Below are 24,448 nucleotides of genomic sequence, written 5' to 3'. Positions count from 1 at the left end.
CGACCCTCCCCCGTGAACGGGGGAGGGAGATCTCACACCACGCGGTCCTGCTCCGGGATCGGCTCGCCCTTCGAGACGCGGACCATATTGCCCAGCCAGTGCTCGATGCTGCGGCGGCTGTTCTCATAGGCCGTGCTTGCGCAATGCGGCGTGACGAGCACGTTGTCCATGTGCAGCAGCGGATGGTCGGCGGGCGGCGGTTCCTGGTCGAAGACATCCACGGCCGCGGCGCGCAGCTTTCCGGCCTTCAGCGCCGCCACCAGATCCGCCTCCACCACCACGCCGCCGCGCGCCACATTCACCAGGCTTGCCGTTGGCTTCATCCTCGCCAGCGCCGCGGCGTCGATCATGCCCTTGGTCTCGGGCGTCAGCGGGCAGTTGAGGGAGAGGAAATCGACCTCGCCCAGCAGGTCATCCAGCGCGCGGTATTCCACACCCAGCGCGCGCGCCTGGTCCTCGGGCAGCTTGGTGCGGGAATAGTACAGCACGCGGCAATCGAAGCCTTGCAGCCGCTTGGCGACGCCCTTGCCGATGGCGCCGAGGCCGATGATGCCGACGGTCTTGCCGCTCAGCATCACGGACTGCTTCCACACCTCGTTCTTCGCCCAGCCGCCGGCGGTGGTGCTGTTGTGCGCAGGCACGATGCGGCGGGCGAGGGCCAGCATCAGGCCGATGGTGAATTCCGCGACGGGCGCGGCGTTGCTGCCGGTGGTGCGCGCCACCTGGATGCCGTGGGCGCGGCAATAGTCGAGGTCGATATTGTCGATGCCGACGCCCCATTTGTGCACCAGCTTCAGCTTCGGCCCGGCGGCCAACACCTCGGCCGGCACGGGCACGTCCCACCACAGCGCATATTCGGCATCGGCAACCTCGGCCCGCAGATCCCCGACGCTGCGGCCCTTCACGGCGGTGGCGGTGAAGCCGGCGGGCAGGCAGGACTGGATGATCTCGGCCATCTCGCCGGCGATGGGCTGCAGCAGGGCAATCTTCTTCGTCATGTCTGGGTCCTGGGGAGGGTCAAACAGGTTTGGCGGTCTCCAGCACGAAGCGCACGCCGGCGCGCGCCAGCCCGCCGCCCAATGCCACCACCGATCCATCGGCGCGCCAGCAGGCGGCGCCCGTCATCGTCCCATCGGCGTTGAAGGCGATACCGTTCATGCCGCCGCCGATGGTCGCCACGCGCCGCACCGGATGGCCCAGCGCGGCCAGCGCCGCCGCTACGGCATCAGGCACCGCCGGCTCCAGCTCCAGCGCCAGGCCCTGCGTCCAGATGCGCGGCGCTTCCACGGCCTGCTGCAGAGTCATGCCATGGTCGATCAGGTTCAGCACCGCCTGAAAGGCGGAGGGAAAAATCTTCAAGCCGCCCGGCAGGCCAAGTGCGAAGGCGGGCTTGCCATCGCGCAGCGCGATCGTCGGCGCCATGGAGGTATAGACGCGCTTGCCCGGCTGCACGGACAGCGCCAGGCCCGGCCGCGGGTCGAAATTGTGCATGTAGTTGTTGGCGATCAGCCCGGTGCCGGGGATCGCGATGCGCGCGCCGAACAGCGCGTTGATGGTCTGCGTCGTGGCCACGATATTCCCCGCCGCATCGGCCACCGTCACATGCGTGGTGCAGTTGGATTCCGCGAGCGAGGGATGCGCCGCCCATTGCTGCGCGCGAGCCGGGTCGATCTCCGCGCGACGCAGATCGGCATAGGCGGCGGAGGTCAGCGTCTCCACCGGCACCGTGACGAAATCCGGATCTGCCGTCGCCACCGCGCGATCGGCGAAGGCCATCTTCAGCACCTCCGCCACCAGGTGCCAGGATTCGACCGTGCCGAAGCCCATCGCGGCGATGTCGAAGCCGCTCATCACGTTCAGCATCTGCGCCACATGCACGCCGGCGGAGGCCGGTGGCGGCGGCGCGAAAACCTCGTAGCCGCGATAGCTTGCGCCGATCGGCGCGCGCGCGATGGGACGGCTGGCGCGCAGGTCAGCTCGGGTGATGATGCCGCCGCCGGCCGCCAGCGCATCCGCCACCAGGCCGCCCAGTGCGCCCGCATGCAGCAGGTCCGGGCCTTCCTTGGCGATGGCGCGCAGCGTCTCGGCATAGGCGCCCTGGACGAGGCGCTCGCCCGCGGCGCGCTTCACGCCGCCCGGCAGGAAGCGCGCGGCCAGGTCGGCATCGCGCGCAAGGTCCGGCGCCGCATCGCCGATGCAGTCGGAGAGATAGGGCGTGACGCGAAAGCCATTGGCGGCGAGGTGGATCGCCGGCGCCATCACATCGGCCAGCGACCAGGTTCCGTAGGTCTGCAGCGTCTGCGCCCAGGCGCGCAGCGCGGCCGGCACGGCGACGGAGAGCGGGCCGATCGCATTGCTGCGGCCCTCCACCTCCCGCTCCTCCGGCGGCACATCGGTGCGGGGCGTGTACATCGTGGGTGTCGCGGCGGCGGGGGCGGTGGAGAGGCCGTCCATCACCGCATGCCGCCCATCCGCCATGCGGATATGGCCGACACCGCCGCCGAGCAGGCCGACCATCATCGGCTCCACCACCGTCAGCGCGAAGAGCGTGGCGAGGGCGGCATCCACCGCATTGCCGCCTTCCAGCAGCACCTGCGCGCCGGCGGCGGAGGCCATGGGGTGGTTGCTGGTGACCACGCCGCGGGACCCGGTGGCGGGCGTCTTCTCCAGCACCAGGGGAAAGCCGTTCTGCCCAACCGAAACCGCTGCCATCACCAAGCCCATCTGCTGCACGGCGCGCAGTTTGGGCCGCGATATCCTGGGCGGGAAGGGGGGCTACAGCGCCAGCTGCACCTTCATCGCCCGCGCACGGTCCGCGGCGAGATCGAAGGCGGCCACCGCATCCTCCATCGGCACCACCTCCGTCAGCAGCTTCATCGGGTCGATTGCGCCGCGCGCCAGCGCATCCACGGCCAGCGCGAATTCCTCGTGGAACCGGAAGGTGCCGCGCAGCGTGATCTCCTTCGCCACCAGCGTGTTCAGCGGCACGGAGGCATCGCCGCCGATGCCGACCTGCACGATGGTGGCGCCGGGCCGCGCCGCGGCGATTGCGCCCGCCAGCGCCAGCCCGCTGCCGGCACATTCGAAGACGACGTCGAAGCTGCCCTTGTCCGCGCCATAGGGCGCCAGTGCCTCCGGCTCCGCCCGCAAATCATGCGTGGCATCGGCGCCCAATTCGCGGGCCAGGGCGAGCGGCTTCGGCGTCAGGTCCGTCATCACCACCTGCCGCGCGCCGGCATGGCGCGCCACCAACAGACACAGCATGCCGATGGGGCCGGCGCCGGTGATCAGCACGCGCGCGCCCATCAGGGGGCCGGCCTGGCGCGCGGCGTGCAGACACACTGCCAGCGGCTCCGCGAAGGCAGCGCGGCGCAAATCCATAGTGGCGGGCAGCTTCACGGCCTGCGCCGCGTCGCAGACCAGGTTTTGGCGAAAGCCGCCGTCGACATGCGGCATCCGCATCGCGCTGCCGTAGAAGCGCATGTCCAGGCAATGCTGCGCCTGGCCCGCAAGGCAGTAGCGGCAGGCGCCGCAGGGGCGGGAGGGATTCACCGCCACCTTGTCGCCCACCGCGAGGCCCGCGACGCCGGCGCCGAGGGCGGAAATCTCGCCGGCGATCTCATGGCCCAGCACCATGGGCTGGCGCACCCGCACCACGCCAAAACCGCCATGCAGGTAGTAGTGCAGGTCCGAGCCGCAGATGCCGCCCTGGCGAATGCGCACCGCGACCTGCCCGGCGCCGGGCGGGCCGGAGTCCTGGTCCTCCACGCGCAGGTCGCGCGCGGCATGAATGACGATGGCCCGCATGATCCGATCCTTCCCTGTTGCCGGATGCTTGGCGCCTTCCCGCTGCGCGATCAAGCGCCGCGCGTTGACGCCGCCGGGGGCGGGCGGCACCCTTCCCGCCAAACGCCGCCACAGCCCCCCAAGACCCAGATCCGCCAGGAGTCCGCGCCATGCCGCGCACCGCCCTTGCCCTGTTCGCCGCTGCCCTGCTGGCTGCCATGCCAGTTGCAGCCCAGCAGCCCGACCGCGCCCGCACCCTGCGCGTGGCGCCGGAGACTCTGACCACGGTGCTGGACCCGCATTTCACCACCAGCTTCACCACGCGCGACTTCGCCTACCTGGTCTTTGATACGCTGGTGGCGGTGAATGACCGCTGGGAGCCGACGCCGCAGATGCTGGATCGCTGGGAGCGCAGCGCGGATGGCCTGACCTGGACCTTTGTCCTGCGCGACGGCCTCGCCTGGCATGACGGTTCCGCGGTGACTGCAGAGGATTGCGTGGCTTCGCTGCGCCGCTGGGGCGCGCGGGATGCATTGGGTGGCGCGATGATGCGCGCCAGCGCGAGCCTCGATGTGATTGACGCCAAAACCTTCCGGCTGGTGCTGCGCGAACCCTTCGGCCTGGTGCTGCAGGCGCTCGGCAAGCCCGGCGCCATGGTGCCGATGATGATGCCGGCGCGCCTGGCCGCCACGCCGCCGACGCAGCAGGTGACGGAGGTGATGGGCAGCGGCCCCTATCGCTTCGTGCGGGAGGAATACCGGCCCGGCGACCGCATCGTCGTCACCCGCAACCCTGGCTATCGCCCGCGGCCGGAGCCCGCGGTCTGGGCCAGCGGCGGCAAGGTGGCGCGGATGGAGCGGGTGGAGCTGCTCGCCATGCCGGATGTCTCGACCCAGGTCTCGGCGCTCACCACCGGCGAGATCGACTATGTGGAACGCTTGCCGGCCGATGTGCTGCCGATCCTGGAGCGCAATCGCGCGGTGAGGGTCGCGACCGTCTCGCCCTTCGGCTACCAGGGCATCCTGCGCTTCAACCACCTGCACCCGCCCTTCGACAATCCGCAGGTGCGGCGCGCGGTGATGCTGGCGGTGAACCAGGCGGATTATCTTGCGGCAGTTGCCGGACGCCCGGAATTCGCCCGCGAATGCCGCAGCATGTTCGGCTGCGGCACGCCGCTGGAGACCACGGCTGGCATGCCGGCTTCGACCGACCTGGAGGCGGCGCGCCGCATGCTGCGGGAGTCGGGCGCGGACCTCTCCCGCCCCGTCGCCATCATCCATCCCGCCGATGCGCCCGGCATCGCGGCGCTGGGCCTGGTCTCGCAGGGGCTGCTGACCCAGCTCGGCTTCCGGGTCGACCTGCAGACCATGGACCTCAACACCTATTTTGGGCGGCGGGCGCGGCAGGAGGGGTGGAACCGGGCGCATACGACCAACACGGTGCCGGACATGCAGTCGCCGTTGCTCAATCCCTTTGTGAATGGCGCCGGCCGCACCGGCGGCTTCGCGGGATGGCCCGAGAATGCCGAGGTGGAGCGGCTGCGCGTGGAATTCGCGCGCGCGCAGGATGATGCGGAACGCAAGCGCATCTCGGACGAGATCCATCGCCTGGCGGCCGAGGACGGCTTCTACATGCCACTCGGCCAGTTCACGGCTGCGAGCGCCTGGCGGTCGGACCTGAACGGCGTGCTGCGCGGCCCGGCCATGTTCCTCTGGAACCTGGAGCGCCGCTGATGCTCTCCTTCTCCGACTATCTCGACGCCGTGCCGAAGGTGGAGCTGCACCTGCATATCGCCGGTGCGATCCGGGCCGAAACGCTGGACGAGCTGGCCGCGAGGAACGGCGTGCGCCTGCCCAAGCCGGCCGCCGAGATGTACCGCTTCGAGACCTTCTACGACTTCCTCGACATCCTGCGGCTCGGCGCGCTGGCGGTGCGGACGCCGGCCGAGTTCGCCCGCATCGCCTTCGAATGCATCGAGGACCTGCACCGCCACGGCAACGTCCGCCACACCGAGATCTTCTTCAATCCGCACTACTTCGCCCCGAACGGCGTGACCTACCCGGAGATCGTCGACGGGCTGCTGGAAGGTCTGGCGCGCGGCAACGCCGCCTATGGCGTCTCCGCCAAACTGATCGCCTGTATCGACCGCAGCGTCTGCCTGCCTTCCGAATCCCTGCAGATGCTGGAGTGGATGGCGAAGTGGCAGCGGCCGGAGGTGATCGGCATCGGCCTGGACGGCGCCGAGCGCGCCGGGCCCGCGCATCTCTGGGTCGAGGCTTGGCGGCAGGCGGGCCGGGCCGGCTACCGTCGCACGGCGCATGTCTGCGAGGACAACCAGACGCTGTTTGAAGCGCCGCCCATGCATTACAGCCTGTGCCGCGACATGCTGGGCTGCGACCGGCTGGACCATGGCTACAACATGCTGGCCGACCCCGCCGTGGTGGCCCGCGCGGTGAAGGACCAGGTGCCGTTCACCATGGCCTGCTGGTCCGGCATGGAATGGAACCGCGCGCCGCGGCGCCAGCGCATCAAGGCGATGTTCGACGCCGGGCTGAACATCAGCCTGGGCACCGACGACCCCACCATCTTCGGCACCACCATGGGCCATAGTTGGCGCACGGTTTTTGCCGATCTCGGCTGGGGCGTGGCGGAGGCGCGGAAGCTGAGCCTGGCGGGGCTGGAGGGGTCCTGGCTGCCGGAGGCGGAGAAGGCGGCGATGCGCGCGGAGTTCGGCGCGACGCTGGATGCGCTGGAGCGCGACCTCGACCCGCAGGACCGCGTGCTGGACCTTTCGGTCACGAGGCGCTGATCGCTCTCCCTCCCCCGCTCGCGGGGGAGGGTCGGGGTGGGGGTAGGCGCTACCTTACCCCCCACCCAACCAGCCTCCGGCGTTGCGGCAGCGCCGCAACCCCCCGCTTGCGGGGGAGGGCTTAGATAACCGGGCGGCCCACTTGGCCACCCGCCCGCGGCAGCGTCCCAAAAAATCAGTCCGCGTACTGCCCGGCGGCCTGGATCAGCGGGCGCCACTTGGCGATGTCCGCCTGCCAGAACTCGCGATGCGCCGCCGGCGTCGCGCGCGCCACCGGCACCGGCGCGGTGCCCAGCGCAGCGAAGCGGGTGCCGACATTCGGGTCCTGCAGCGCCGCAACCAGTGCCTGGTTCAGCCGCGTGATGATCGGCGCCGGCGTGCCCTTCGGCGCATAGAGGCCGTGCCACACGCTGACCTCGAAGCCCGGCAGCCCGCCCTGTGCGGCGGTGGGCAGGTCCGGCAGGGATTCCAGGCGGTCCGAGGTGGTGACGGCGAAGGCGCGGATGCCGCCGGCCTTGATCTGCTCGGTGGTGTTGGTGGTCTGGTCGCACATCAGGTCCACGGTACCGGCCAGCAGGTCGTTCATGGCCGGACCCGTGCCGCGATAGGGCACGGTGGTCATGCGCGTGCCCATCGCCTGCATCAGCAGCAGGCCGCACAGGTGGCTGGCCGCGCCGATGCCGGCATTGGCGTAGTTGAGCTTCTCGCCCTCGCGCTTCACCAGCGCCACCAGCTCCTGCATGTTCTGCGCGGGCAGGGCGTTGCGGCCGACCAGCGTCATCGGCACCTCGGTCACCAGGCCGATGGTCTCGAAGCCATTGATCGGGTCATAGGCCAGGCGGCGATACAGCGTCGGGATGGTCGCCATGCCGATGTGGTGCATCAGCACATTGTAGCCATCCGGCCGCGCCTGGGCGGTGCGCTGCGCACCCAGCGTGCCGCCGGCGCCGCCGACATTCTCCACCACCACGGTCTGGCCGAGATTGGTGCTCATGGCCTGGGCGATCAGCCGCGCCACGGTATCGGTCGGTCCGCCCGCCGCGAAGGGCACCACCATGGTGATGGTGCGGGTCGGGAAGGCCCCTTGGGCGAAGGCAGGGGCGGCAAGCGCTGCGCCGGCGAGGCCGAGAAGGCCCCGCTTACCGATCTTGGTCATCTTGGTCTCGTTCCCTCAGGCAGGCAGGGGGTTGGGTTTCAGGCATCCATCTTCAGGGCGGCGATGAAGGCGCTCTGCGGGATTTCGACCTTGCCGAACTGCCGCATCCGCTTCTTGCCTTCCTTCTGCTTATCCAACAGCTTGCGCTTGCGGCTGATGTCGCCGCCATAGCACTTCGCGGTCACATCCTTCGACATGGCGCTGATCGTCTCGCGCGCAATCACGCGGCCGCCGATCGCGGCCTGGATCGGGATCTTGAAGAGCTGGCGCGGGATCAGCTCCTTCAGCTTCTCGCAGATCTGCCGGCCGCGGCGGTCCGCCTGGGTGCGATGCGCCATGAAGGACAGCGCATCGACCGGTTCCGCATTCACCAGGATGGAGATCTTCACCAGGTCGCCCGCCTGGTAGCCATCCACCGTGTAATCGAAGCTGGCATAGCCGCGGGATACCGACTTCAGCCGGTCGTAGAAGTCGAAGACCACCTCGTTCAGCGGCAGGCGATAGACCGCCATGGGGCGGGTGCCGACATAGGTCAGCTCCACCTGCTCGCCGCGGCGTTCGTTGCAGAGCGTCAGGACGGAGCCGAGATATTCCTCCGGCACCATGATGGTGGCCTTGATCCAGGGCTCGCTGATTTCCTCGATCACGCTGGGGTCCGGCATATCGGCCGGGTTGTGCAGCTCGATCTCCTCGCCGTTCGTCTTGGTGATCTTGTAGACGACGGAGGGTGCGGTCGCGATCAGGTCGAGGTCGAACTCGCGCGACAGTCGCTCCTGCACGATCTCGAGGTGCAGCAGGCCGAGAAAGCCGCAGCGATAGCCGAGGCCGAGCGCCGCGCTGTTCTCCATCTCGTAGTGGAAGCTGCTGTCGTTCAGCCGCAGTTTTCCAACCGATTCGCGGAGCTTTTCGAAGTCATCCGCATCCACGGGGTACAGCCCGCACCAGACCACGGGGATGGAGGGCTTGAAGCCGGGCAGGGCCTCGGTGGCGGGGTTGCGGTCGTCGGTCAGCGTGTCGCCGACATTGGTGTCAGCCACGGTTTTGATCGCGGCGGTGACATAGCCCATCTCGCCCGGGCCGAGGCTCTCCACCGCCACCATCTTGGGCGTGAAGACGCCGACCTGCTCCACCGTATGGGCGGTGCCGTTCGACATCATGCGGATCTTCATGCCCTTGCGGAGCCGCCCATCCCGCACGCGCACCAGCACCACCACGCCGAGATAGGCATCGTACCAGCTGTCCACCAGCAGGGCGGTCAGCGTCTTCTCGGCATCGCCGGTCGGCGGCGGCAGGCGGGTGACGATGGCCTCCAGCACGCCCTCGATGTTCAGGCTGGTCTTGGCCGAGATCATCACGGCGTCCGAGGCATCGAGGCCGATCACATCCTCGATCTGCTGCTTCACCCGGTCGGGCTCGGCGGCGGGCAGGTCAATCTTGTTCAGCACCGGCACGATCTCATGCCCGGCGTCCAGCGCCTGGTACACATTGGCCAGCGTCTGCGCCTCGACGCCCTGGGAGGCATCGACCACGAGCAGGCTGCCCTCGCAGGCCGCGAGCGAGCGGCTCACCTCATAGGCGAAGTCGACATGGCCCGGCGTGTCCATCAGGTTGAGGACATAGGTCTCGCCGTCATTCGCCTTGTAGTGCAGGCGCACCGTCTGCGCCTTGATGGTGATGCCGCGCTCCCGCTCCAGCTCCATATTGTCGAGGAGCTGTTCCTTCATGTCGCGCAGCGCCACCGTGCCGGTGGTCTGGATCAGCCGGTCCGCGAGGGTCGATTTCCCATGGTCGATATGGGCGATGATCGAGAAGTTGCGGATGCGGGAGAGGGGTGTTTCGGTCATCTGCTTCCGGGCGCCGGCTATGGCGGGAAATCCCGCCTGCGTCACCCGGGAGATAGGGCAGAACCCGCCGAAGTCCAAACCTTTCCGGGCCTGGCCGCCCCGGCTACTCGATCCGCGCGCCGCTGATCTGGACCATTTCCTGCCAGCGCGGCCGGTCAGCCAGGATGCGGGCGCGGGTCGACGCGGGGTCCAGGGCCGGCAGGGCCAGCAGGCCGTTGCTGCGCAGCTTCTCCTCCAGCCCCGGATGGGCGCTGGCGCGGCGCAGCAGGTCCTGGGTGCGGGCGGCGAGATCGGCCGGCAGGCCGGCGGGGCCGGCCAGGATGTTCCAGCTCTGCAGGTCGAGGTCGCCGATGCCGAGGCATCAGCTGCAGGCTGAGGCCGGCGGGGACCATGGAGGCCACCATGGCCTGGGCATCGCGGATGGCGGCGTCGCGCGGGCGGATATGCAGGCGGCCGTCGTGCGCCTGCACCAGCACTTCACCCCCGCCCTGCACGCCCAGCGCGGCGCGGACTTCCTCCGGCAGTACCAGCCGGCCCTCCGCATCCACCTGCACCGAAACGACCCGGCCCATCGCAGACCCCTGCCGGCTACCCTCGTAGCACCGCGCCAGTCGCCTTCGCCACCGCGGCGACGATCTTGGCCGTCACCGCCTCGATCTCCGCATCGGTCAGGGTGCGCTCGCGCGGCTGCAGCGTGGCCTGGATGGCCAAGCTGATCTTTCCTTCAGCCATCCGCTCGCCGGCGTAGCGGTCGAAGAGGGTGACCTCGCTGACCAGCGTCTTGTCGGCATTGCGGGCGGCGCGCAGCAGCTGCTCCGCCGGCACCGACGCATCCACCACGAAGGCGAAGTCCCGCTTCAGCGGCTGGAAGGCGGGCAGGTCCGGCAGGCCCTTCTTGCGGCGCTTCGGCTCCGCGATCGCATCGAGGAAGACCTCGAAGGCCACCACGGGCCCGGCCAGGCCGAGCGCCTTCACCACCTGCGGGTGCAGCTCGCCGAAGGTGGCCAGCACCGTCTTCGGCCCCTGGCGGAGCACGCCGGAGCGGCCGGGGTGGTAGAAGCCCGGCGCATCGGTGGTCAGCATCACGGCCGCCATGGGCACGCCCAGCGCACCCAGCACCGCCAGCGCATCGCCCTTCGCATCCAGCGCATCGACGGGCCGCGCCGGCGCCGCCCAGTTGGCCGTCGTCTGGCCCGCGCGAACCCCGGCGGCGACGGCGAGCTGGCTGACGCCTGCTGCCGGATCGCGATAGGCACCGCCGATCTCGCCCAGCGCGACATCCGCAAAGCCGCGGGCCGCATTGCGGGCGGCGGCCATGGCGAGGGAGGCCACCGGCGTCGGCCGCATCTGGTCCAGGTCGCTGGCGATGGGATTTTCCAGGTGCAGCGCATCCGGCGGAGACCATGTTCCAGGCTGCTCCGCAGCCGGGCCGAACAGCGCCGCCGTGGCGCGGTCCAGGAAGCCGTAGGTCACGCAATCCTGCATGCCGCGCGAAGCCAGCACCCGCCGCGCCAGCGCCGCGCGCACCTGCTTCGCCGACAGCGCCGGGCGCGGCACGGCGGAGGTCACGGGCAGCGAGACCGCCGGCACGGCATCCAGCCCGCCGAGGCGCAGCACCTCCTCCACCAGGTCGCATTCCGGCTCAATCTCGGCGCAGCCTTCGGCGGCGATGCGCGCGCGGTCCGCGGGCAGGGACGGGTCCTGCGCCAGCGCGCCGGCGCCGGCGATGTCGTTGCGCCAGGACGGCACGGCGACCGTCACGCGATCCGCCTCGCGCCGCGTCACGGCGAAGCCGAGGCGGGTGAGGCGACCGACGATCTCGTCTTCCGGCAGGTCCAGCCCGCCGAGGTCGCGCACCCGGGCGAAGCGCAGCGTGGCTTCGCGCTGCCAGGCGGGCTGGGCGCCGGCTTCGGAAATCTCCGAAGCCTCGCCGCCACACAGCTCCTGGATCATCCGCGTCGCGGCCTCCAGCGCCTTGGGCAGCAGCGCCGGGTCGATGCCGCGTTCGAAGCGGGAGCGGGCATCGGTGCGCACATCATGCCGGCGGCCCGACAGCGCGATGCGCACCGGGTCGAAGAGCGCGCATTCGATAAAGCATTCGGTGGTGGCCTCATCGCAGCCCGAATGCTCACCACCGATGATGCCGCCCAGCGCCTCCGCGCCATTCGCATCGGCGATGACGCCGTCTTCCTCGGTCAGCGCATAGGTCTTGCCGTTCAGCGCCAGCAGCTCCTCGCCGGCCCGGGCCATGCGCATGGTCAGCTCGGTGCCCGCAACCTTGGACACGTCGAAGACATGCAGCGGCCGGCCGACGGCGAAGGTGAAGTAGTTGGTGATATCGACCAGCGCGCTGATCGGCCGCAGCCCGATCGCCACCAGCCGGTCCTGAAGCCACTGCGGCGACGGCCCGTTCTTCACGCCGCGCACCGCGCGCCCCAGCACCCAGGTGCAGGCGCGCGGATCGGCAATGCGCCACTGCAACGGCGCCGGATAGGCGGGCGTCACGGGCGCCACCTCCCAAGGCTTCAGCGTGCCGAGGCCCGCCGCCGCCAGGTCCCGCGCAATGCCGCGAACGGAAAGCGCGTCGCCCCGGTTGGGCGTGACCTTGATCTCGATCACCGGGTCGTCGAGGCCAGCCCACTTCACATAGCTGGCGCCAACCGGCGCATCCTCCGGCAGGTCCACGATGCCCGAATGATCGTCTCCGAGGCCCATCTCCCGCGAGGAGAGCATCATCGCCTCGGACTTCACGCCACGAATCTCGCCGAGCTTCAGCGTGATGCCCGTGCCCGGGATGAAATCGCCCGGCACCGCCAGCACGCCCTTCATGCCCGTCCGCGCATTCGGCGCGCCACAGACCACGGACAGCTCGCGCCCATCGCCCACATCCACGCGCAGCTGCCGCAGCCGGTCGGCATTCGGGTGCCGCACCGCCTCGATCACGCGGGCGATCCGGAAACTGCCGAGCGCCGCCGCCTTGTCCTCGATGCCCTCGACCTCGATGCCGATGGCCGACAGCGTCGTGGAAATCGTCTCCAGCGTCGCATCCGTCTCCAGATGCTCGCGCAGCCAGCTCAGGGGAAACTTCATCGCTCAGATCCCCTCATGCAGGCTGGCCGGCGCCAGCGGGTCCGCCGCCCAATGCCGCAGCCAGCGCAGATCGCTTTCGTAGAAGGGGCGCAGGTCGGGCATGCCGTGCTTCAGCATGGTGATGCGCTCGATCCCCATGCCAAAGGCAAAGCCCTGCCATTCGCGCGGGTCCAGCCCGCAATTGGCCAGCACCTTCGGATGCACCATGCCGCTGCCCAGAATCTCCAGCCAATCGCCGCCACCGCCGAGCTCGCCGGTCTTCTTGTTCCAGCCGATGTCCACTTCCATCGACGGTTCGGTGAACGGGAAGTAGCTGCTGCGAAACCGCACCGGCAGATCACTGATGCCGAAGAAAGCTCGGAGAAAGTCGGTCAGGCAGCCCTTCAGATGGCCGAGCGTGATCCCGCGGTCGATCACCAGCCCCTCCACCTGGTGGAACATCGGGCTGTGCGTCGCATCATGGTCGGCGCGATAGGTGCGGCCCGGCGCGATGATGCGGATGGGCGGCTGCTCGCCCAGCATGGTGCGGATCTGCAGGGGCGAGGTCTGCGTCCGCAGCACAAGCCGCTGCCCCGCCGCATCCGTCCCCGGCATGTAAAACGTATCGTGGTCCTGCCGCGCCGGGTGATGGTCCGGGATGTTCAGCGCGCCGAAATTGTACCAGTCGCCCTCGATATCCGGCCCCTCGACGACGCGAAAACCCATGCTACCGAAGATCGCGGTCAGCTCCTCGATCGTCCGGCTGATCGGGTGAATCCCACCCTCCGCCGCCGTGCCCGGCGCGAAGGGCCGCGGCGGCAGCGACACATCCAGCCGCTCCGCCTTCAGCCGCGCCTCCAGCGCCGCCGCCTCCAGCGCCGCTTTTCGAGTTTCCAGCAGCGCCTCGACCTCACCTTTGAGGCGGTTCAGCGCAGCGCCGCGTTCCTTCCGCTGGTCGGCGGGAACGGCACCCAGCCCCTTCAGCAGCCCACTCAGGCTGCCGGACTTGCCGAGCACCGCCACCCGCACCGCATCGAGCGCTCGCAGATCCTGAGCGCCCGCCAGCGCCGCCTCCGCTTCCTGCCGCAGTGCCGCCAAATCGTCCGTCATCATGCCAGCATCCGGATACGGAAAAGGCCGCCCCCTGCGGGACGGCCCTCCTGTTTGGTCTTCAGTCCGAACCGAATGGTTCAGGCCTGCGCGGGGAGGGCGCCCTTCGCCTTCTCGACGATGGCCGCAAAACCCGCCGCATCATCATAGGCCAGCGCCGCCAGCACCTTGCGGTCGATCTCGATGTTCGCCGCCTTGATGCCCGCCATGAAGCGGGAATAGGTAATGCCATGCTCGCGCACAGCCGCATTGATGCGCTGGATCCACAGACCCCGGAACTCACGCTTCTTGTTGCGACGGTCGCGATAGGCATACTGCAGCGCCTTCTCGACCCGCTCCAGGGCGGGACGATAGGCGGTGGAAGACCGGCCGACATAGCCCTTGGCGAGCTTGAGGACCTTCTTGTGACGGGCGTGCTTGGTTACGCCGCGCTTCACACGTGCCATGGCTCAGATCCCCCCTTACCGGCTCGAACCGTAAGGCATCCACTGCTTCACCGTGTCACTGTCCTGCTTCGGCAGCAGGAACGTGCCGCGGTTCTGCCGCTTCATCTTGTTCGTCTTCGCCGTCAGCATGTGGCGCTTGTTGCCCACACCCGCCTTCACACGGCCGGACGCCGTCAACGTGAAGCGCTTCTTCACGCTCGACTTGGTCTTCATCTTGGGCATTTGGACCTCCACTCGGTCTGGCCGGTCCCACTCACCCCAGCCCCCCTCTCAGAGAACCAGACCGCACCATGCGGCAAGGACACGTATCCGCGGCCAGGCATGCCCAACCAGAGGCCATGACTCGCGGAGCGCGGCTTGTAGCGGCGCGAAGCGCGGGGCGCAAGCGAGAGGGTGGCTGGCGCTGGGTGGTTCGCAGGGAGGGCTCTGCCCTCCCCGCACCCCTCCCGCCAGGAGGCAGTGGCCTCCTGGACCTCAGGACCTTTGAGCAGGAATGGAGAGGGGGCCCGCGGTACCGCAGATCATGCGGTCGCTCCGGCCCCCTCTCCATTCCTGCTCAAGATTCAAGGGTTCCAAGGGGCCACTGCCCCTTGGCAGGGGGTGCAGGGGGACAGCGTCCCCCTGCAATCACCTGGCGTCCGCCCCCCTCACGCCGCCGCCGCCAGTGCCTCGCGACGCAGCAGCGCCGTCAGGTGCGCGGCGATGGCGCCCATGCCGGTTTGGGGGCCGGTGCGGCCGGCGCGGGATTCCGCTTCGGCGTTGTAGTTGGTGTTGGTGTTCACGTCGTAGGCGAAGGTTTGGCCTTGGGTGTCGGTGATGAATTCGATGGCGCCGACGCCGATGTGGTTGGCCAGCAGGAAGGCTTCCATGCGGTGGATCAGGGGGTGCTGGAAGTTTTCCAGGATGTTGAACTTGTGGGTGGGGGCGACGGCCGGGCAGGCGGCGCCTTCGCCGATGTTGCAGGCGTCGGCGGGGCAGAGTTCGAAGCCTTCGGAGGTATCGACCTGCACGGCATACAGGAAGCGCCCGCCGACGAATTCGGCGCGGGTGATGAAGGGGGCTGCAGCTTCGATGTAGCGCTGCACCAGCCAGATGCCGTCGCGCGGGTGGGCTTCGGAATCCGCGGTGACGTCGAGCAAGGCGAGGGCTTCGCGAAGCCCGGCTTCGCTGCGCACCAGGCGGACGCCGAGGCCTTTACCGGCGCGGTTGTGCTTGAGGATCAGCGGGTAGCCGAGCTTGGCGGCGGCTTCGGGAATGTTCTCGCGGCCGACCACGGCGAGGGTGGCGGGCGTGGGGATGCCGTGGAGGGACAGCGCCTGGTATTGCGCGACCTTCGAAAGTTCGAGCTGAAGCGCGCGCCGGCCGTTCACCAGGGGGCGGTTGTGCCGTTCCAGCTGTTCGATCACGGCGCCGGCGTATTCCGGCGCGTAGATATGGCCGCGGGTGTGGGAGGAGGCGCTCATCCGGTTGTAGAAGACGCCGGGCGGCGGCGGCCGGTTCAGGTCGAGCACGCCGCGGTCCAGGAACCATTCCTCGAAGGGCGTGCCGAGGCTGGCGAAGGCGCTGCGCAGCGGCTCTACCCAGGCGTCGTTCTCGTGGATGACATGGACCTTGGTCATGGTCGTGGACCCTCTCGGCAGGATGATTTCCAGCCGAGAGAAGAGGATTTTTCCACGGGAAGGCAATAGACGTGCCTCAGAAAGATTTTCTCTCTCCGAAAGCCCAGGTCGGCACGAAAATACGGTTCTAGGCGGCGGCATCGCCGAGCACGGATCGCTCCATCCCGGGCGGGCATTCCGGCATGTCGCGCAGGAACTTGTAGCGGCCGTGGCCCTTCAGTGCGGCCAGGTCATGCGGCACGGCGCCGGGCAGGGGCAGGTCCGCGACCACGGCCTCCGGCCCGGCGAAGTCCACGGTCACGGCGCCCACGGCGGGCGTGCCGCCATGGCTGGCGGAGCCCAGGAAGGCGAGCGCCGGCAGCCAGAGGTGGCGGATGCCCTCCACCACGCGGTCGCGGCTGCTGTGCAGATGGCCGCTGATCACCATGCGGACGCCGCCCGCCCGCAGAAGCGGCAGCAGGGCGGCGCGCGGTGCCGGATTGAGGGAGGAGGCGGTGGCCTCCGCCTCATCCGCGCTTTCGATGAACAGCGGCTTGTGCAGCACCAGCGCCACCGGGCGGCCCTGGGCGCCGGCCAGCTGCTGGGCGAGCCAGGCGGTCTGCTCGGCTTCCTCCGGCAGGCCGGAGCCGAAGAGCTGGGCGTTCACGCCGAGGAGCCGCCAGGCGCCGATATCCAGGGTGAAGCGGTCGCTGCCGAAGGCGTCGTTCCAGCGCGCCAGGCGTGCGCCGTCGATGAGCTGCTTCGCGTCCTGGCCGGGCGGTTCGTCGCCGACGTCGTGGTTGCCCGGCAGGGCCAGCACCTCGCCGCGCAGGCGGGACAGGGCGCGGGCGGCGAAGTCCATTTCGGCATCGCTGTCCGGGCCGTTGATGCAGAGGTCGCCATTGACGATCACGGCCTCCGCCCCCGCCGCATTGGCGGCCTCGCAGCCGATCCGGAAATTCTCCCAGAAGAAGCCGTGCGTCGGCGAGAGATGCAGGTCGGAGAGAAAGACGATCTTGCTCATCTTGGGCGGCCCTTCAGGTAAAGCGCAGCTGGGAGGCGCGGAAATCCATGTAGTAGAGCGGCGGATGCTGCCACTGGATGGCGCGCCGCTTGGCGTAGTATTCGCGCACGGGATACAGGATCAGCGCCGGCGCCTCCGCCTCGAATTCATCGAGCAGCGCCAGCCACAGGCGTTTCCGCTCGGTGGGGTCATTGGCCAGGCGCAGGGCGCGGACCAGCTCGTTGAACCGTACCGGCTGCCAGAAGCCGTTCTTCTGCAGCGAATAGTCCTCGGACAGATGCACGGCGAGGCCGCCGCCCAGCGGGTCCGGGAAGCGGAAGGCGATGGAGGTGGGGCGGATATCGGCGCCGGGCTGGGTGAGGAGCGACAGGTTCTCGCGAGTTTCCAGCCGCGTGTTCAGGCCGACCGCCTGCCACATCTGCTGCACGATCTGCACCGCCTGCAGCATCTGCAGGTAATAGCCGGGGGCGATGCGGATGACGATTTCCTCGCCCCGATAGCCGGCCTCCCGCAGCAGGCGGCGGGACAGGTCGGGGTCATGGGCGAAGCCGCGGCGATTGGCGTCATACAGATCGCCGAAGGCCGGGATCTGCAAAGCGCGCATCGGCCGGAAGCCCTCGCCCCAGAGGCTGCGCCCCAGAAGCTCGGTATCCACCGCATGGTTCAGCGCGCGCCGCACCCGCACGTCGCGCAGCGCCGGGCGGCTGGTGTCGTAGTAGAGGATGTGCGCGAAATCGAGCGCTACATCGACGCCCTCCAGCGTCGGATGCCGCGCCAGGCCCTCGATCTGCTCCGGCAGCAGGTTGGTCACCAGGTCGTAGTCCCCGGCCTGGAGGCCGGCGAGGCGGGAGGAGGCCTCGGGCACCACGCTGAACACCACCTGCTTCGCCGGCGGCCGGCCCTGCCAATAGTCGTCATGGCTTTCCAGCACCGCGCGCTGGTCCCGCTGGAAGGAGGCCACCCGATAGGGCCCGCTGCCGATCGGCCTGGTGCGCAGCCCGTCCCGGCCACTCTCGGCATAGGCGCGGGCCGAATGGATCCAGCCGCCATAGGCCGCCAGCCGCTGCGGCATCACCGGGTCCGGGGTTTTGGTCCGGAACACCACCCGCCGCGGCCCCTCGGCCTCGACGCCCGCCAGATGGCCGAAGTTCACCCGGCCCTCGAAGGTCTGCACGGGGTCGCCCCACATGCGCTCGGCGGAGAAGGTGGAGAGCACGTCCTCCGAGGTCAGCTCCCCGCCATCCTGCATGCGCACCCCCTCCCGCAAGGTGGCCACCCAGCTCAGCGGGTCGCGCTGTTCCAGGCTGGTGGCCAGGAACGGCGTCAACTGCTGCCCGCCCTGCGCGGCCTCGGCCGCGAAATCCCGTCGCCAGAGCGTGTCGAAGACATTGGTGGTGATGCGCAGCCCGACATTGGAAATCGCCTCCAGCGGTTCCAGCGTCGGCGGCAGGGCCTGCACGGCGATGCGCAGCACGGGGCGCGCATCGGCCTGGGCGCCGGCCACGCGCGGCAGCAGGGCGGGGGTGGCCAGCGTGGTGGCCAGCAGGGCGCGGCGGCTGAGGGTCACGGCGGGGAGGCTCCTTCGACTCGGCGCAAGCTAGGGTCTGTGGACAGTTGGGCTGCGGGTGCGTCCGGCGCTGCTTTTCCGCGCTGGGTGCGTCAGCCATGCTCGCCGATGGAGTGCCATCGGCTCCGCTGTCTTCCTGCCCAGCACGAAAAGTTCCTCGCCGGCCGCATCCCGGCCCCCACTGTCCACAGACCCTAGGCGCGGGCGGCGACAGGGCGATGACAGGTGGATGAGCGCCGCGTGACGCTGCGCCGCGGGTTTCACGCCGCCCCCGGGCGCTCTATATCGGTGCGGTGACCACGCCCTTCCGCAAGATGCACGGCCTCGGGAACGACTTCGTCGTGCTGGATGCACGCCGAGGTCCGTTGCTGGATGCGCGTGCCCAGCCGCTGGCCATCATGCCGGCCGCCGCCGCCGCCATTGCCGACCGCCATTTCGGCATCGGCTGCGACCAGTTCATCGTGATGGAGCCCGGCACGGACGGCGCCGATGTCTTCATGCGCATCCGCAACCCGGATGGCTCCGAGGCCGGCGCCTGCGGCAATGCGACGCGCTGCATCGCGGCCCTGGTGGCGGATGAGGCGGGGCGCGACCGCGTGGTGGTCCGCACCATTGCCGGCGACCTGCCGGTGGAGCGCCTGCCCGGCGGGCTGTGGCGCGCCGATATGGGCCCGGCGCGGCTCGGCTGGCAGGACGTGCCCCTGGCGCGGGAGGTCGATACCCTGCATGTGCCGCTGGCCCGCGGCGCGGTGGCGGATCCTGCGGCCTGCTCCATGGGCAATCCGCACGCCACCTTCTTCGTGCGCGACCTGGACCTGGTGCCGGTGGCGGAGATCGGTCCGGGCCTCGAGCACGACCCCATTTTCCCCGACCGCGCCAATATCGGCTTCGCCCAGATTCTCTCGCCCGAGCATATGCGGCTGGTGATCTGGGAGCGTGGCGCCGGCATCACGCTCGCCTGCGGCTCCGGCGCCTGCGCCGCCATGGTCAATGCGCATCGCCGCGGGCTGACGGGCCGCCGCGCCACCATCACCATGCCGGGCGGCGACCTGCGGATGGAATGGCGGGAGGCCGATGGCCACGTGCTGATGACCGGCCCGGTCGCCACCGCCTTCACCGGCACGCTCGACCTTTCGTCCTTTGCCGGATGAGCCTGCGGACGCTGAATTTCGGCTGCCGCCTGAATGCCTATGAGACCGAGGCGATGCGGGCCCTGGCGGCGCAGGCCGGCCACGGCCCCGAGACCCTGATCGTCAATACCTGCGCCGTGACGGCGGAGGCCGAGGCGCAGGCCCGCCAGGCCATCCGCCGCGCGGCCCGCGAAAACCCCGCGGCGCGCATCGTGGTGACCGGTTGCGCCGCGCAGATCGCGCCTGACGTCTGGGCGGCCCTGCCCGGCGTGCAGCGCGTCATCGGCAATGCCCAGAAACTGCGCCCCGAGGCCTGGGATCTTTCCGCGCCCGCCACACCGGTCTCCGACATCATGCAGGCCGAAGCGGCCGCGCCGCTGCCGGTGACGGAGTTCGCGGGCCGCGCCCGCGCCTTGGTCCAGGTGCAGCAGGGCTGTGACCATCGCTGCACCTTCTGCGTCATCCCCCAGGGCCGCGGCCCCTCGCGCTCCGTGCCGCTCGGCCTGGTGGTGGAGCAGGTGCGCGCCCTGGTGGCGCAGGGGTATCGGGAGGTGGTTCTGACCGGCGTCGATATCGCCAGCTACGGCCCGGACCTGCCAGGCCAGCCGTGCCTCGGCCAGATGGTGCGGCGGCTGTTGGCGCTGTTGCCGGAACTGCCGCGGCTGCGCCTGTCCTCGCTGGACCCGGCCGGCATGGATAACGACCTCTGGCGGCTGCTGGCAGAGGAGCCGCGCCTGATGCCGCATCTGCACCTGTCGCTGCAGCACGGCGCCGACCTGATCCTGAAGCGCATGAAGCGCCGCCACAGCCGGGCGGAGGCCCTGGCGCTCGCCCACCGCGCCCGCGCGCTGCGGCCGGAGGTGGCGCTGGGCGCCGACCTGATCGCCGGCTTTCCGACAGAAACCGAGGCGCATTTTGCCGAGATGCTGGACCTGGTTTCCGAGGCCGGCCTCAGCTTCCTGCACGTCTTCCCATTCTCCGCGCGGCCCAACACCCCCGCCGCGCGCATGCCGCAGCTGCCGGTGCCGCTGCGGCGCGAAAGGGCGGCGCGGCTGCGGCAGGCCGGGGCCGAGGCCCGCCGGGCGCTGTTTGCCAGCCGGCTCGGCCGGGTGGAGCAGGTGCTGCTGGAACAGGGTGGCCGCGGCCACACCGAACAATTCGCCCCGGTCCGGATCGCGGCAGGCCAAGCGCCCGCCGCCGGCAGCCTGCGCCCGATGCGCGTGCTGGCCGCCGACGACCAGGGCCTGATCGCGGAGGCAGCCTGAGCCATGGCACTCAAGGGATTCTGGGACCGGCTGCGCGGCCGCGAGGCCCCGGCGGAGCCGCCCCCGCCCAGCCCCGTCACCCCGCCGCCGGCGCAGCCCGCCATCCCGGCCACCCCAAGCCCCGAGGCGCCGCCCGCGCCGATGCTGCCGCCGGTCGCGCCGCTGCCCCCGAGCCCGGCTGTGCCCCCGCCCCACGCCCCGACGCCCGCCGCCCTGCCGCAGGCGGAGGCGCCGCCGCCGGCGCCCGGAAGCCTGGCCCCTCCGGACCCCGAGGCCGCCCTCATCGAGGCCCTGGCCAGCAGCGAGCCGGAAGCGCCGCCCGCGTCTGAGCCCGCGCCTGAGCCTGAGCCCGAGCCCGAGCCGGCGGGTGGCGGCGGCTGGTTCGCCCGCCTGAAGACCGGTCTGTCGCGCTCCACCGCGCGCCTGACCGATGCGCTGACCACCGTCTTCCGCAAGCGCAAGCTGGACGATGCGGCGCTGGAGGAGCTGGAGGATACGCTGATCGCGGCCGATCTCGGCGTGGCCGCGGCGCGGCGCATCGTGGCCGGCTTCCGCAAGACGCGCTTCGGCAAGGAGGTTTCGGACGAGGAGGTGAAGGGCGCGCTGGCGGAGGCCATCGCCGAGATCCTCGCGCCCGTCGCACAGCCATTGGCCATCCGCCGCGACCACGCGCCGCATGTGGTGCTGGTGGTCGGCGTGAACGGCACCGGCAAGACCACCACCATCGCCAAGCTCGGCCAGCAATACCGCGCCGAAGGTCTGCGCGTGATGTTCGCCGCAGGCGACACCTTCCGGGCGGCTGCCGTGGAACAGCTGCAGATCTGGGGCGAGCGCACCGGCTGCGCCGTGGTGGCGCCGGCCAAGATGGGGGCCGATGCCGCGGGCCTTGCGCATGACGCCCTGGCCCGTGCGCGGGCGGAAGGCATGGACCTTCTGCTGATCGATACCGCCGGGCGGCTGCACAACAAATCCGCGCTGATGGAGGAGCTGGCCAAGATCATCCGCGTGATCCGCAAGCTGGACCCGACGGCGCCGCATTCGGTGCTGCTGACGCTGGATGCGACCACCGGCCAGAACGCGCTGCAGCAGGTGCGGATCTTCAAGGATATGGTGGCCGTCAGCGGCCTGGCCGTCACCAAGCTGGATGGCAGCGCCAAGGGCGGCGTGGTGGTGGCCCTGGCGCAGGAGATCGGGCTGCCGGTGCATTTCGTCGGCGTGGGAGAGAAGGCGGCCGATCTGCGGCCCTTCACGGCTCGGGACTTTGCGCGCGGGCTGGTGGGGCTGGGCTAGGTGTTTGGGCCAACGGTTTGATGCTGCGATCCTTTCAAACGCGTGGAAGGAGGCACTATGGGTCAGCTTCGCCACGGCAGCGCCACGACAACGCACGCCGTCAGAACAGCAATACAGCGATCGCAAGCTTCGCTCTCGCACCACAGCCCCTAACCGAGCATTAACCCAAAGACGGTTGCGAAATGGCGGAAGCGGGTAACGGTCGAGGACCTCAAGACCGGACCTAAGGAACCGCGGTCTACGGTCCTCACTCAGCCGGTCGTGCTCGCGCAGGTGGGGTGCCACCGCGTCGACCTCGTCTGGTGGAAGGGGCTGTGCAGGTAGCGAGGCCCGCCCCTTTCGGCCCAAACAGGTCGGCATGCGGGCATGGCGGCACCAGATGGGCGTGCAGGATCGACTGCGTCATCGTCTTGAGCTGCGCCCGCTGGCGGGCGATCTGCATCCGCCGGGTCGCCTGGCGCCGCAGCGCTTGGGTGTGCGCATCAGGCACCCAAACCTCCGGCAAGAAGCCGCTGGCTTAGAGCCGGGCCAGCACCGTCGCGTCGATCACGTCGGTCTTGATGCGCGCCTCGGCCATCAGCCGTACCTGGCGCGGGTTGGCGATCACCACACGTCCGACATGCGGGGCCAGCACTTCGGCCCCCTCCGTGGCATTGCCGGCCGCCTCCACCACCACATGGTGCGTCAATGAAGTCCGGGCGAAGGTGTCCAGGTGCTCGCGCGTCATCCCGACGCGGCCCAGACGGATCACCTTGGCCTCGCCCAGCATCACCGCCTCGGCAAAGACGCGGTGGACGTCCAGGCCTACGACCCGCATCCTCCTCCTCCTCGACGAGTTCTACGCAGGGGAGCTGCCGGCAACACGGCAACTACGGATCCGCGCTCACGGCGCACCTGGGCGAGCCGCAGGGGCGGCCAGATAACGGCTTGGGCCCACAGCCCATCGTTAGAAGGTCGGCCTACCCGCACTTGCGTGCTCCCGGTGCCCCATGTTCCGGATGGTCTCACCATGGCGCCAACCCTGTTCAGGCTGGCGGGACCTCAAGGCACCAACGCCATTATGCTGGGTAACTGCCAGGTCGAGCGGATGACCGCACAATCAAGGACGCAACCGTCAGGCGCTTCCGCTATGACAGCCACGATCAACTGCGCGCCTACCTCGCCAACTTCATGGCAGCCTACAACGCCGCCAGCAGGCTCAAGACGCTCGGCGATCTCACGCCCTACGAACGCATCTGCAAATTCTGGACCTCAGCGCCAGAGCCATTCGTCATCGCCCCGATCCACCAAATGCCGGGAATGAATACCTGGCCGTGAATTTGCCAAGGTTGGCGAGTATGGGGCAACCCTCTGAACTACCATAGGGTTCACCTGCTAACCTAGAGATCGTACCCTTCCGGATCTCAAGCCTGCCAACACCCACACGCAGTCTTGCGCGCGCACTCTGCACGGCCGCGAATGTCACGCCGACACTCGCGGCGGCGTGACGCCTGTAAGCGCACCATGGGCTCGCAATGGCGTTCGCGCGGTAGCGGCCAGGAGGCCGAGGGCGGACAAGTGCGTGGGTGCTGCCAGGCGGCAGGCAGAGCCGACAGTTGATTCAGTCGGATAAGCCCAGGATGTCGACGAGCCCCGTTATTCGCGAGTACCAGACGCGGTGAAATCTGCTTTTCTTCGCCTCCAGCCATTTGATCTTACCCATAATTTTGTCCGTCATAAGATCGGAGACGGCGCTGTTGCTATTCCGCAGGTATGAAAAATGGCGGATGATCTCTGTAGAAATTAGCTTACCTCTGTCTACGTCTTCACGCACGGACGGTCGCCTGGGTGCAGAGCCTGACGCGTTCCTTGAATGCGCCTTAGTTAAAAGTTCCGGTGCCGGCTGCAACGAAAACGAAACTCCATCGTATCTTCCCGGTTGGTGGTACGGGACGGTGCTCCAGTCGCGCGCCGGCGTATCATACGGCAGGTACGCAGCAATTTCACAGAGCTCCCTGGTAACGTCGAAGACGACGCGCCCGGTACTCTTTACCTCAGCCGGCAGCCCACGTGCTGCTCGTAACAGCGACGGAGATGCAAGTGGGTGCCAAATGATGATCCCGGATTTTTGCGTCCCAGAAAGTCCAAAGTGAAAGCGATTCCGATATTCGAGGTAGTGACTGTCAAGCTTACCCCCAATGGTCTTTCCCTCCAGCCGATCAAACGCGTCTGTAAAGACTTCAGACGCCTCGTCAACCGCCCAGTCTGGAATGAGGCCATGCGAAAAATACCGTCGAACTAGTGGACTGCCCCATTCAGAGGATTCCCTGAACGGGTAGGCTGGTTCAAGCTCTTGGGATGAGAGCAGGCATCGT

19 protein-coding genes and 4 pseudogenes are annotated in these 24,448 nt (G+C 69.2%); 8 read left to right on the top strand and 15 right to left on the bottom strand.

Annotated features, from left to right (window positions below; all coding sequences use genetic code 11):
- Positions 1–32: 32 nt before the first annotated feature.
- The 3 genes from J3S20_RS24070 to J3S20_RS24060 all read right to left on the bottom strand — a co-directional run bounded on the left by J3S20_RS24070 (position 33) and on the right by J3S20_RS24060 (position 3,807).
- Entirely contained in the window at positions 33–998 is a 966-nt protein-coding gene (locus J3S20_RS24070) for an NAD(P)-dependent oxidoreductase (protein ID WP_216839371.1), read from the bottom strand.
- Positions 999–1,017: 19 nt separating this feature from the next.
- The gene (gene ggt / locus J3S20_RS24065) at positions 1,018–2,712 is read right to left on the bottom strand and encodes a gamma-glutamyltransferase (protein ID WP_216839370.1); all 1,695 of its coding nucleotides are present in this window, start codon (positions 2,710–2,712) and stop codon (positions 1,018–1,020) included.
- A 63-nt stretch (positions 2,713–2,775) separates the two neighbouring features.
- Positions 2,776–3,807 (bottom strand): L-idonate 5-dehydrogenase, encoded by a 1,032-nt coding sequence (locus J3S20_RS24060; protein ID WP_216839368.1) that lies wholly within the window; start codon positions 3,805–3,807, stop codon positions 2,776–2,778.
- 149 nt (positions 3,808–3,956) lie between these two features.
- Between J3S20_RS24060 and J3S20_RS24055 the strand changes: the two genes are divergently transcribed.
- Both J3S20_RS24055 and add read left to right on the top strand, forming a co-directional pair.
- Positions 3,957–5,519: an ABC transporter substrate-binding protein gene (locus J3S20_RS24055; RefSeq protein ID WP_216839366.1), complete on the top strand. Its 1,563-nt coding sequence runs from the start codon at positions 3,957–3,959 to the stop codon at positions 5,517–5,519.
- On the top strand, positions 5,519–6,595 hold the full coding sequence (gene add, locus J3S20_RS24050; RefSeq protein ID WP_216839365.1) for an adenosine deaminase: 1,077 nt from the start codon (positions 5,519–5,521) through the stop codon (positions 6,593–6,595). Before J3S20_RS24055 ends, add begins: the two co-directional genes overlap by 1 nt.
- 175 nt (positions 6,596–6,770) lie before the next feature.
- On the opposite strand, the gene J3S20_RS24045 is transcribed toward add, so the two are convergent.
- Positions 6,771–7,751 carry a tripartite tricarboxylate transporter substrate-binding protein gene (locus J3S20_RS24045; protein WP_216839363.1) on the bottom strand — a complete coding sequence of 327 codons (981 nt, stop codon included), beginning with the start codon at positions 7,749–7,751 and terminating at the stop codon, positions 6,771–6,773.
- Between the two features lie 38 nt (positions 7,752–7,789).
- Positions 7,790–9,595 (bottom strand): translation elongation factor 4, encoded by a 1,806-nt coding sequence (gene lepA / locus J3S20_RS24040; RefSeq protein ID WP_216839361.1) that lies wholly within the window; start codon positions 9,593–9,595, stop codon positions 7,790–7,792.
- Between lepA and J3S20_RS30495 the strand changes: the two genes are divergently transcribed.
- Positions 9,552–9,971, top strand: a complete 420-nt coding sequence (locus tag J3S20_RS30495) for a hypothetical protein (protein ID WP_246603222.1) — start codon at positions 9,552–9,554, stop codon at positions 9,969–9,971. The two genes, lepA and J3S20_RS30495, sit on opposite strands and share 44 nt — an antisense overlap.
- 64 nt (positions 9,972–10,035) lie before the next feature.
- Here the strand turns inward: J3S20_RS30495 and J3S20_RS31300 are convergent.
- The 8 genes and pseudogenes from J3S20_RS31300 to J3S20_RS24000 all read right to left on the bottom strand — a co-directional run.
- Positions 10,036–10,167: pseudogene (locus J3S20_RS31300) on the bottom strand (AbrB/MazE/SpoVT family DNA-binding domain-containing protein); the annotation flags it as partial.
- A 16-nt stretch (positions 10,168–10,183) separates the two neighbouring features.
- On the bottom strand, positions 10,184–12,685 hold the full coding sequence (gene pheT, locus J3S20_RS24030; RefSeq protein ID WP_216839357.1) for a phenylalanine--tRNA ligase subunit beta: 2,502 nt from the start codon (positions 12,683–12,685) through the stop codon (positions 10,184–10,186).
- Between the two features lie 3 nt (positions 12,686–12,688).
- Positions 12,689–13,774, bottom strand: a complete 1,086-nt coding sequence (gene pheS / locus J3S20_RS24025; protein ID WP_216839609.1) for a phenylalanine--tRNA ligase subunit alpha — start codon at positions 13,772–13,774, stop codon at positions 12,689–12,691.
- An 80-nt stretch (positions 13,775–13,854) separates the two neighbouring features.
- Positions 13,855–14,220 (bottom strand): 50S ribosomal protein L20, encoded by a 366-nt coding sequence (gene rplT / locus J3S20_RS24020; protein WP_216839355.1) that lies wholly within the window; start codon positions 14,218–14,220, stop codon positions 13,855–13,857.
- Between the two features lie 15 nt (positions 14,221–14,235).
- A complete protein-coding gene (rpmI, locus tag J3S20_RS24015) occupies positions 14,236–14,442 on the bottom strand; it encodes a 50S ribosomal protein L35 (protein ID WP_168054448.1) in 207 nt (68 codons plus the stop codon).
- A 425-nt stretch (positions 14,443–14,867) separates the two neighbouring features.
- Positions 14,868–15,839: an ATP-grasp domain-containing protein gene (locus tag J3S20_RS24010; RefSeq protein ID WP_216839354.1), complete on the bottom strand. Its 972-nt coding sequence runs from the start codon at positions 15,837–15,839 to the stop codon at positions 14,868–14,870.
- Between the two features lie 127 nt (positions 15,840–15,966).
- On the bottom strand, positions 15,967–16,842 hold the full coding sequence (locus J3S20_RS24005) for a metallophosphoesterase family protein (protein ID WP_216839352.1): 876 nt from the start codon (positions 16,840–16,842) through the stop codon (positions 15,967–15,969).
- A gap of 13 nt (positions 16,843–16,855) precedes the next feature.
- On the bottom strand, positions 16,856–18,409 hold the full coding sequence (locus J3S20_RS24000) for an ABC transporter substrate-binding protein (protein ID WP_216839350.1): 1,554 nt from the start codon (positions 18,407–18,409) through the stop codon (positions 16,856–16,858).
- A gap of 293 nt (positions 18,410–18,702) precedes the next feature.
- Here J3S20_RS24000 and dapF point away from each other — a divergent pair, with 293 nt between their 5' ends.
- From dapF to J3S20_RS30490, 4 genes and pseudogenes are all read left to right on the top strand, one after another.
- Complete coding sequence (dapF, locus tag J3S20_RS23995; RefSeq protein ID WP_343215287.1) at positions 18,703–19,560, top strand: diaminopimelate epimerase; 858 nt, start codon at positions 18,703–18,705, stop codon at positions 19,558–19,560.
- A complete protein-coding gene (gene mtaB, locus J3S20_RS23990; protein WP_216839348.1) occupies positions 19,557–20,804 on the top strand; it encodes a tRNA (N(6)-L-threonylcarbamoyladenosine(37)-C(2))-methylthiotransferase MtaB in 1,248 nt (415 codons plus the stop codon). Before dapF ends, mtaB begins: the two co-directional genes overlap by 4 nt.
- Positions 20,805–20,945: 141 nt before the next feature.
- Entirely contained in the window at positions 20,946–22,094 is a 1,149-nt protein-coding gene (ftsY, locus tag J3S20_RS23985; protein WP_216839607.1) for a signal recognition particle-docking protein FtsY, read from the top strand.
- A gap of 57 nt (positions 22,095–22,151) precedes the next feature.
- Positions 22,152–22,346: pseudogene (locus J3S20_RS30490) on the top strand (IS481 family transposase); the annotation flags it as partial.
- Here J3S20_RS30490 and J3S20_RS23980 read toward each other — a convergent pair.
- Positions 22,338–22,911, bottom strand: a pseudogene (locus J3S20_RS23980) (IS110 family transposase); the annotation flags it as partial. The pseudogenes J3S20_RS30490 and J3S20_RS23980 sit on opposite strands and share 9 nt — an antisense overlap.
- A gap of 252 nt (positions 22,912–23,163) precedes the next feature.
- Here J3S20_RS23980 and J3S20_RS30485 point away from each other — a divergent pair.
- Positions 23,164–23,411: pseudogene (locus J3S20_RS30485) on the top strand (IS481 family transposase); the annotation flags it as partial.
- A 283-nt stretch (positions 23,412–23,694) separates the two neighbouring features.
- Here J3S20_RS30485 and J3S20_RS23970 read toward each other — a convergent pair.
- The coding region (locus J3S20_RS23970; RefSeq protein WP_216839344.1) for a hypothetical protein at positions 23,695–24,448 on the bottom strand (754 nt) is incomplete at its 5' end.

The sequence above is a fragment of the Falsiroseomonas tokyonensis genome (assembly GCF_019024325.1).
Lineage (GTDB): Bacteria > Pseudomonadota > Alphaproteobacteria > Acetobacterales > Acetobacteraceae > Falsiroseomonas > Falsiroseomonas tokyonensis.
This window is presented reverse-complemented; position numbering and strand designations above follow the sequence as displayed.

Excerpts from the sequence above, each read along its gene's own strand:
- J3S20_RS24060 (WP_216839368.1), bottom strand. The coding sequence starts at position 3,807 with ATGCGGGCCATCGTCATTCATGCCGCGCGCGACCTGCGCGTGGAGGAC.
- J3S20_RS24045 (WP_216839363.1), bottom strand. The coding sequence starts at position 7,751 with ATGACCAAGATCGGTAAGCGGGGCCTTCTCGGCCTCGCCGGCGCAGCG.
- J3S20_RS30495 (WP_246603222.1), top strand. The coding sequence starts at position 9,552 with ATGATCGAGAAGTTGCGGATGCGGGAGAGGGGTGTTTCGGTCATCTGC.
- rplT (WP_216839355.1), bottom strand. The coding sequence starts at position 14,220 with ATGGCACGTGTGAAGCGCGGCGTAACCAAGCACGCCCGTCACAAGAAG.
- J3S20_RS24005 (WP_216839352.1), bottom strand. The coding sequence starts at position 16,842 with ATGAGCAAGATCGTCTTTCTCTCCGACCTGCATCTCTCGCCGACGCAC.
- J3S20_RS24055 (WP_216839366.1), top strand. The coding sequence starts at position 3,957 with ATGCCGCGCACCGCCCTTGCCCTGTTCGCCGCTGCCCTGCTGGCTGCC.
- add (WP_216839365.1), top strand. The coding sequence starts at position 5,519 with ATGCTCTCCTTCTCCGACTATCTCGACGCCGTGCCGAAGGTGGAGCTG.
- lepA (WP_216839361.1), bottom strand. The coding sequence starts at position 9,595 with ATGACCGAAACACCCCTCTCCCGCATCCGCAACTTCTCGATCATCGCC.
- ggt (WP_216839370.1), bottom strand. The coding sequence starts at position 2,712 with ATGGCAGCGGTTTCGGTTGGGCAGAACGGCTTTCCCCTGGTGCTGGAG.
- J3S20_RS24070 (WP_216839371.1), bottom strand. The coding sequence starts at position 998 with ATGACGAAGAAGATTGCCCTGCTGCAGCCCATCGCCGGCGAGATGGCC.
- rpmI (WP_168054448.1), bottom strand. The coding sequence starts at position 14,442 with ATGCCCAAGATGAAGACCAAGTCGAGCGTGAAGAAGCGCTTCACGTTG.
- mtaB (WP_216839348.1), top strand. The coding sequence starts at position 19,557 with ATGAGCCTGCGGACGCTGAATTTCGGCTGCCGCCTGAATGCCTATGAG.
- pheS (WP_216839609.1), bottom strand. The coding sequence starts at position 13,774 with ATGACGGACGATTTGGCGGCACTGCGGCAGGAAGCGGAGGCGGCGCTG.
- J3S20_RS24010 (WP_216839354.1), bottom strand. The coding sequence starts at position 15,839 with ATGACCAAGGTCCATGTCATCCACGAGAACGACGCCTGGGTAGAGCCG.
- pheT (WP_216839357.1), bottom strand. The coding sequence starts at position 12,685 with ATGAAGTTTCCCCTGAGCTGGCTGCGCGAGCATCTGGAGACGGATGCG.
- ftsY (WP_216839607.1), top strand. The coding sequence starts at position 20,946 with ATGCTGCCGCCGGTCGCGCCGCTGCCCCCGAGCCCGGCTGTGCCCCCG.